Genomic DNA, 7,827 nt, shown 5'->3' on the forward strand with positions numbered 1-7,827 from the left:
ATACTCTCGGATAGCGGAAAATACTCTCGGATGGCGGAGAATACTCTCGGATAGCACAAAAATACAGGTGGGTTCCAAAATTCGAAAGGCTAAAAAATTCGGTTGAAATTTAGGTTATGCTATTATTAACAAGTAGAGGTGATGAACGGTGATTTACATTGGTGTAACAGGTTGGGGAGACCATGACAGCTTATATCCAGGCCCAATTTCCCCCAGGGATAAGTTAAAAGAATATGCAGCTCATTTTCCAACAGTAGAAGTAGATACGGCTTTTTACGCCATTCAACCGAAAAGAAATGCAACTAAGTGGGTCCATGATACTCCTTCCTCATTCCAATTCATTGTAAAAGCCTACCAGGGAATGACCGGCCATCAACGGGGGGAAATTCCATTTGCAACCAAACAAGAAATGTTTCATGCCTTCAAAGAATCGCTAGAACCTTACATAGAAGCAAATAAATTTGCAATGGCCCTTTTTCAATTCCCACCATGGTTTGATTGTAAGCGGGAGAATGTTGAATACTTACGTTGGTGCAAAAAAGAAATGGGTGATCTATCATGTGCGCTCGAGTTCAGGCATCAATCATGGTTTTTACCCCAGTATCGACAGCAAACCCTCGATTTTATGAAAGAGGAAAAATGGATTCATAGTATTTGTGACGAACCACAATCAGGCGAAGGATCGATACCCACGGTTTTAGAAGCCGTTGACACTGAAAAATTATTGATAAGATTTCATGGACGTAACGTTCATGGCTGGCAAAAACGTCAAGCAGAAAACTGGCGTGAGGTTCGTTACCTTTATCGGTATAATCAACAAGAACTCCAGGAATGGGCAGTGGCAATCCAGAAATTAGCGAAGGAGTCTAAGGATGTCTATGTTCTCTTTAATAACAATTCTGGCGGAGATGCAGCAGATAACGCAAAAGCAATGATGAACCTGTTAGAGTTAGAATATGAAGACCTTGCTCCAATGCAATTGGATCTATTTTAAAATAAAGGAGAACGACAATGGAATGGATTGTATTAGTTTTAATAGGAATTGCAGGTAGTTCCTTAGGCAGTTTAATTGGACTGGGCGGGGGGATCATTATTGTACCATCCTTACTCTTTTTAGGCTCTCTGTCTGCATTTGGCTATATCTCTCCGCAAACAGCAGTAGGAACCTCCCTCTTTACCATGATTTTTACGGGGCTTTCTTCGACGTTAGCTTATATGAAACATAAAACGGTTGATTATAAAAGCGGCTTAATTTTCCTAATAGGAAGTGGTCCAGGAAGTATTCTAGGTGCCTGGGTGACAGAAGTTTTAAATTTGAAATCATTTAATTTATTTTTTGGTATTTTTATTATTTTTGTCTCGTTTGTTCTATTATTAAAAGATAAATTAAAGCCAATGCCCTTTCAAAAAGAAAAGGGGATTATACGAAGCTTTACTGATAACTCAGGGAAAACTTTTGAGTATGGGTTTAACCCATATATAGCAGTGGTTATTTCCTTTATAGTTGGTTTTTTATCAGGAATATTAGGGGTTGGCGGTGGTTCATTGATGGTACCGACCATGATCCTTTTCTTTTTCTTTCCGCCACATGTGGCAACAGCCACTTCAATGTTTATGATTTTGCCAACATCCATTCTAAGCTCAATCACCCATATCACACTTGGGAATGTTGATTGGCTGCTTGCACTGGCATTGGTTCCAGGTGCTTGGATTGGAGCAAAGGTCGGTGTATATTTAAACACTAGGCTAAAAAGTAAAACCATCGTGTTAGTATTGCGAAGCGTACTAATAATTGTTGGCATACGATTAATTTATCAAGGTATTTTTGGTTAAGGCTGATTTCGTAACGATTGTTGTTAAAATCTTAAAGCCGATTTTAACGTGAAAAATAGTTATTTTGAGCCTTTGAAATTTAGTTTGCAGGCTCTTTTTTAAATAAGTTTATGTGTTTTCTGCGAAAACACAGGATTACATTAATTTTGTTATATAAAGCAACGAAGTTTAAGAAAAGAGCCTTAGCTAAAAGGAAGCGAAACCTACATGGAATTCATTCACATATATCATACAAATGATCTTCATAGCCATTTAAAACGTTGGCCGCGAATTCAGCATTTCTTAACAAGTAAAAGAACTCAACATGAAGAAGCTGGAGAAGAATTTTTTCTCTTTGACATTGGTGACTTTATTGATCGCTGGCACCCACTTTCTGAAGCGACCCAAGGACAGGGCAATATTGAGTTGTTAAATGATGCTGGATATACGGCCGTTACAATTGGTAACAATGAAGGAATCAACTTCCCATATGAAGGTTTGAATCATTTATATGACAACAGGGATTTTGATGTGAGTGTTGCCAATCTCTATACTGACAAGAGTCAACATCCATCGTGGCTAAAACCCTATTATATTTATCAAACAAAAAGGGGAACACGGATTGGAGTGATTGGGTTAACAGCATATTTTTCGCATCTATATGACCTTCTTGGCTGGAAGCTGACCGACCCTATCGAAGAGTTAAAGAAATGGATGGGACCTTTAAAAGAAGAAGCGGATATTATCATCCTGCTTTCACATCTCGGGCTAAATCATGATGAACGAATAGCTGTAGATTACCCGGAGATAGATGTAATTCTCGGCGGGCATACCCATCATACACTTCCTGAAGGGAAGCAAATAGGCCGTACACTTATAGCTGGTGCTGGTAAGCATGGAAGGTTTGTTGGTCAAGTCACTCTTCAGGTTGATGACCGGAAATCGATTCGTCAACAAGCAAAATTGTATAATGTGATGGAGCTTCCAGCAGTAAAAGATGAGAAAGCGATCGCAAAGGAGTTTTACCGAAAAGGGAAGAAGTTATTAAACCAAAAAATTACAACACTGACGAATGAATTTTCACATAATCCCTTTCAAGTAACAGAGCTTTCGCAAATCTTATGCCGGGCACTAAAAGAATGGTGCGATGCAGATTGTGCCTTTATTAATGGTGGACTTATTTTGGGTCAATTATCGGGTACTGTAACTGCATACGATTTACTTACCATTTGCCCTCACCCCATCAATCCATGTAAAATCCAGCTCTCAGGTGCAGAGTTAAAAGAGGTTTTACTTGAAACGAAAGATCCGAACTGGCCACAGCGACAAATTGCAGGTCTTGGGTTTAGGGGGACCATTATGGGAATTAGTGTTTATGATGGGATTACTTTTAACGACAACAACGCCATTTTTATCAATGAAAGCGAATTAAACTTAGATCAATCCTATACATTAGCCATACCTGATATGTTTACCTTTGGCCATTTTTTTAAAGGAGTTTTTCCAAATAAGAAAAAACAATATTTTCTTCCCGAGTTTTTGCGCGATTTATTAAAATGGAAATTGCAGGCATAGTTTGTATACACGCTTTTTCTTTCACTTTCATAAGTTGAAAGTAAGGAAAGGAAAGGAGTGTGTAAATTGATAGAGCTATCTCCGGTAGTTATTAATGGTCACACGTTCTTGGCTGTTACTGTTTTACTGCCAAAAACAACTCTACTCACTGTTAGCAATGATAAGGGATATATCATGTGCGGTGCACTAGATGTTGGATTATTAAACGAGAAATTGAAGGATCGTAAAATCATAGCAGCAAGAGCGGTGGGGGTAAGAACGATAGAACAGCTCCTTAATGCCCCAATGGAATCAGTTACAGTTGAGGCAGAAAAAATTGGGATAACGAAAGGCATGATTGGAAAAGATGCCTTGCTGAAAATGGTTTGAAAAGCTTGCACAGAGGTGTAGGCTTTTTTTTACTTTGAAGGCTAGTTCCTCCTTTTTATGCATACATATAACATGTAAGGGGGGATTTTTTTTGGCAAAGTTACGTTTACGTCCTAGAAAACGGGGTCCGTTACCTTTCCGATATGTTTTACTCTTATCATTTGTGTTTTTTCTTTTGTCTACAGCACTTGGAATATGGTTGGTGAATAAAGGGATTGAACCTTCTTTAATGCGATATGCGGAATCCAAGACAAAACAAATTGCCTCACAGGTTATCAATAAGGCGATTAATAAAAAGACGGTCGAAGTAGGGGATGTTATCGCAATTGAGCCTGGACAGGGTGATGCACAGCCAAGTGCTAGTCTTAAAACAGAAGTCATTAATCAGAAATTATCTGAAATCACCAGTGAGATACAGAAAAATCTAAATGCTGCTGAGAAAGGCGATCTTGCGTCATTGGAGCAATTAACAGATGTCGATATTGAAGTAAATAAGAAAAAAGAGGATGGGATTATTTGGAATGTCCCGCTTGGCCAGGCAACCAACATGGCATTGTTAGGAAATTTAGGGCCTAAAATTCCAGTCCGGTTTCATGCGATTGGTGAAGTACGACCAGATGTGAAGATAAACCCGAAACCAATGGGGATTAATAACACATGGATAGATGTTGCTATCCATCTAGAGGTTTCAGTTCAAATCATAACACCCTTTGCCACTCAGATTACCAAACTTGAACAGAATATTCCAGTTGGGGGAAGATTAATTCAGGGTGATGTACCGCAATTTTATAATAATGGAGGAGGTGGGATTACGCCTTCCATTGAGATACCACCGCCTAAAAAGTAAAGGACTGCCAAAGGACAGTCCTTACCTTTTCTTCAATGCTTGTCTTTCTTGCTGTTTCCACAATCCTAAATGTGGTGTGGGGTCAAAGGACCATTCTGTATAACCATTGTCTTTATACATGCCATAATGCAAATGAGGAGGGAATTTCCCTGATGTTCCCGGCGGACCATATCCCGAACTGCCTACACCGCCAATCAAGGTTCCAGGCTCAACGATTTGCCCTTCTTTTAAATCTTTAGCAAAACCACTAAGATGAGCAAAATAATGATACGTATTATTAATATCACGAATTCCTACTCTCCAGCCGCCAAACTTATTCCAGCCCTTCATTTCCACAATTCCATAATTTGTAGCACGAACGGGAACACCATAGCCTGCAAAAATGTCTGTACCCTCGTGCATTCTTCTGCCACCCCAGCCTCTCGCATCACCCCAGGTACTGCGATAACTGTGGTTGCTTCTTAAAGGTAAAGGAAAAACATGTGAATCCAATTCTAAGCGGCCAAAATGGCGATATACTTTTGCCTTACCCACAATAATGCCAACAGTTTTATCACGATGATAATAATTCCATAACCCGATTTTTATATTATCATGGTCTATTCCGTATGAGAGCAGATAATTGGCAAAAGCATATAAAACATCTTCATCACTTTTTAAACTAGCTTTGCCGTCTCCATCTCCGTCAACACCCATACCATTGAAAAACTGAATAATGGCAGGGTCTTCTTCATTCGGATTCGGATTGGTTGCTCCAGCCCATTTTTCCGGAGAAAAATAGATGGCAATCACACTTTCCGCTTTAGGTAAGTCCTTGCGAACCTGGCGAATATTTCTTTCGTATTGATCAATAGCTGCTAAATAATACCAAGGCAGTTGGGTAAGAGTTTCCACCTTTTTATATAATGTCATTCTCTCTTGATACTCATCAGGACTTTTTGCATGAGCATCCGTAAGGGAAAGGCTCATAAATAAGAGGAAAGTTCCAATTATCAGAAAAACCCGCACAGGAATCCTCCTTCCGATTATTGTATGACTTTAGTTTATGATTTCTAGGCAAATTCATAATGATCAATAATTGGAAATAGACCTAACAAAAGTTGGTCTGCTTGTCCTTGTTGCAAAAAGTATGGTAAAGTGACAGGGAGCAAACTCAATCAAGGAGTGAAAAAATTGAGCAGGAATGAAGAATATTTACGCAAACCTGAATGGTTAAAAATAAAATTAAATACAAATGAACATTACACAGGCTTAAAAAAAATGATGCGAGAAAAGAGTTTACATACTGTATGTGAAGAGGCACGTTGTCCAAATATCCACGAATGCTGGGCTGAAAGAAGAACAGCTACCTTTATGATCCTCGGTGATACCTGTACACGTGCATGCCGTTTCTGTGCGGTTAAAACAGGACTTCCAACAGAATTGGATTTACAGGAACCAGAACGTGTAGCTGACTCCGTTCAATTAATGAACTTAAAACACGTAGTGGTTACCGCGGTTGCCCGGGATGATTTAAAAGATGGTGGTGCGGCAGTTTTTGCAGAAACCGTTAGAGCAATCAGAAGAAAGAATCCTTTCACTAGCATAGAAGTCCTTCCTTCAGATATGGGTGGTAAGGAAGAAAATCTAGCCTTATTAATGGATGCAAAGCCTGACATCTTGAATCATAATATTGAAACGGTAAGACGCCTTACTCCAAGAGTAAGAGCGCGTGCAAAGTACGACCGTTCACTTGAGTTCTTACGTAGAGCGAAAGAAATGCAGCCTACGATCCCTACAAAATCAAGCTTGATGGTGGGACTGGGAGAAACAAAAGAGGAAATAATTGAGGTTATGGATGACCTTAGAGCTAATAACGTCGATATTATGACGATTGGTCAATATTTACAACCTTCTAAGGGCCATTTAAAGGTAGAGAAATATTATCATCCAGAAGAATTTGCTGAACTGCGAGACATTGCCCTTACTAAAGGATTTAGCCACTGTGAGGCTGGTCCGTTAGTACGTTCATCCTACCATGCAGATGAGCAGGTAAATGCAGCCGCAAAGCACAAACAATTGCTTGGGGAAACCGAAGTAAAACAAGCATAAGAAAAAAGAGTTCAGTCCTTAATCGGGCTGAACTCTTTTGCTTAACGACGATTCTTAGTGTTCATTACATCATCTTGAGTTGCTCCATTTTCATCTTCGCTTTCACTCATGCGGTTACCTTGTGGAGACTTCTTCATTTGATTAACTAAACTGGTTACGGAGTTTCTTGCATTTTTGCTTGTTGAATCCATATTTGCAAGATTTTCCACATCCCGCATTAAGTTTTTGTCATCAGATACATAGACATGATAAAATCTCGGAACAACAGACATGGCTGTTCTTTTTACCTGATCTGCCGTCTTGTTGCGGTCCTTAGTGTCGGTGCTATAGGCAATGAGCACTTCCTGGTCGGTTACCAAGGTAGCCACATCATTTACATTTGGAATATCTGTGCTAAATTGACTAATGATGTTAGCTACTTGTTCACGGTCAATCGCTGAATAATGCTCCATTCCGCCCCGATCATTCTGGATAGGACTTTTTTGGTGACGAACAAAGCCATAATCATCACTTACATTCCGAACGCCACGACTGCCGCCTTCATGATAGAGCTCTTCCCTTTTATTATTGACATTTATTGTATCTCCGCTTTCTTCGTATACATCGCGATTTGCCATATCCTTTGAGCAGCCAGTAGTTGTGAAAAGTAAACAAAATCCAATAATCATCAACCATTTCTTCACGTAAAGCACCTCCTATTTTTAGGTTAGCCAAATAACTGATTTTTTTTCTTAGTAATTGATGGTGAATCGGTTATAATGAAAGAAGGATTAACTGGTAAAATTTGAGGTGATTATATGATCAATATCAATGGTTCGACATATGAAATTGTGCAGGAACACAGAGATGCCTTTAATGAGGAAGCCATAAAGGCCAGATATAGTGAAATATTATCTAGATATGATTATATTGTCGGTGATTGGGGATATGGTCAGCTCAGGCTAAAAGGCTTTTTTGATGATCAAAATCAAAAGGCTACATTTGATACCAAAATCAGTACATTAAGTGAGTATTTGTATGAATACTGTAATTTTGGATGTGCCTATTTTGTTTTAAAAAGGGTAAAAAAATAAAGAAGCTCGCCGATTGGCGAGCTTCTTCATTTAAAGATAAGTATAAGTTTTTGAACTTAG

Annotated in this window: 9 protein-coding genes; 7 read left to right on the plus strand and 2 right to left on the minus strand. The window is 39.0% G+C overall.

Translation table 11 applies throughout. From position 1 onward, the window contains the following. The first annotated feature begins 148 nt into the window (after window positions 1-148). From V7124_RS08465 to yunB, 5 genes are all read left to right on the plus strand, one after another. The gene (locus V7124_RS08465) at window positions 149-994 is read left to right on the plus strand and encodes a DUF72 domain-containing protein (protein ID WP_335488040.1); all 846 of its coding nucleotides are present in this window, start codon (window positions 149-151) and stop codon (window positions 992-994) included. Between the two features lie 17 nt (window positions 995-1,011). Further along, window positions 1,012-1,833 carry a sulfite exporter TauE/SafE family protein gene (locus tag V7124_RS08470; protein ID WP_335412835.1) on the plus strand — a complete coding sequence of 274 codons (822 nt, stop codon included), beginning with the start codon at window positions 1,012-1,014 and terminating at the stop codon, window positions 1,831-1,833. Window positions 1,834-2,040: 207 nt separating this feature from the next. Then, on the plus strand, window positions 2,041-3,387 hold the full coding sequence (locus V7124_RS08475; RefSeq protein WP_335488043.1) for a bifunctional metallophosphatase/5'-nucleotidase: 1,347 nt from the start codon (window positions 2,041-2,043) through the stop codon (window positions 3,385-3,387). 66 nt (window positions 3,388-3,453) lie between these two features. After that, a complete protein-coding gene (locus V7124_RS08480) occupies window positions 3,454-3,756 on the plus strand; it encodes a YunC family protein (RefSeq protein ID WP_335412832.1) in 303 nt (100 codons plus the stop codon). Window positions 3,757-3,847: 91 nt separating this feature from the next. Then, a complete protein-coding gene (gene yunB / locus V7124_RS08485) occupies window positions 3,848-4,603 on the plus strand; it encodes a sporulation protein YunB (RefSeq protein ID WP_335412830.1) in 756 nt (251 codons plus the stop codon). 21 nt (window positions 4,604-4,624) lie between these two features. Here yunB and V7124_RS08490 read toward each other — a convergent pair whose 3' ends face one another. Further along, window positions 4,625-5,572 carry a M23 family metallopeptidase gene (locus V7124_RS08490; protein ID WP_335488142.1) on the minus strand — a complete coding sequence of 316 codons (948 nt, stop codon included), beginning with the start codon at window positions 5,570-5,572 and terminating at the stop codon, window positions 4,625-4,627. A 204-nt stretch (window positions 5,573-5,776) separates the two neighbouring features. Between V7124_RS08490 and lipA the strand changes: the two genes are divergently transcribed. Beyond that, window positions 5,777-6,694 (plus strand): lipoyl synthase, encoded by a 918-nt coding sequence (gene lipA / locus V7124_RS08495; RefSeq protein ID WP_335488046.1) that lies wholly within the window; start codon window positions 5,777-5,779, stop codon window positions 6,692-6,694. Between the two features lie 41 nt (window positions 6,695-6,735). Here lipA and V7124_RS08500 read toward each other — a convergent pair whose 3' ends face one another. Continuing rightward, window positions 6,736-7,377 carry a YhcN/YlaJ family sporulation lipoprotein gene (locus V7124_RS08500; protein WP_335488049.1) on the minus strand — a complete coding sequence of 214 codons (642 nt, stop codon included), beginning with the start codon at window positions 7,375-7,377 and terminating at the stop codon, window positions 6,736-6,738. 114 nt (window positions 7,378-7,491) lie between these two features. Here V7124_RS08500 and V7124_RS08505 point away from each other — a divergent pair, with 114 nt between their 5' ends. Further along, window positions 7,492-7,767, plus strand: a complete 276-nt coding sequence (locus V7124_RS08505; RefSeq protein ID WP_335412824.1) for a YutD family protein — start codon at window positions 7,492-7,494, stop codon at window positions 7,765-7,767. The last annotated feature ends 60 nt before the right edge of the window (window positions 7,768-7,827 follow it).

Origin of the sequence: Neobacillus niacini (assembly GCF_036961885.1) — a bacterium.
Taxonomy (GTDB): domain Bacteria; phylum Bacillota; class Bacilli; order Bacillales; family Cytobacillaceae; genus Neobacillus; species Neobacillus niacini_H.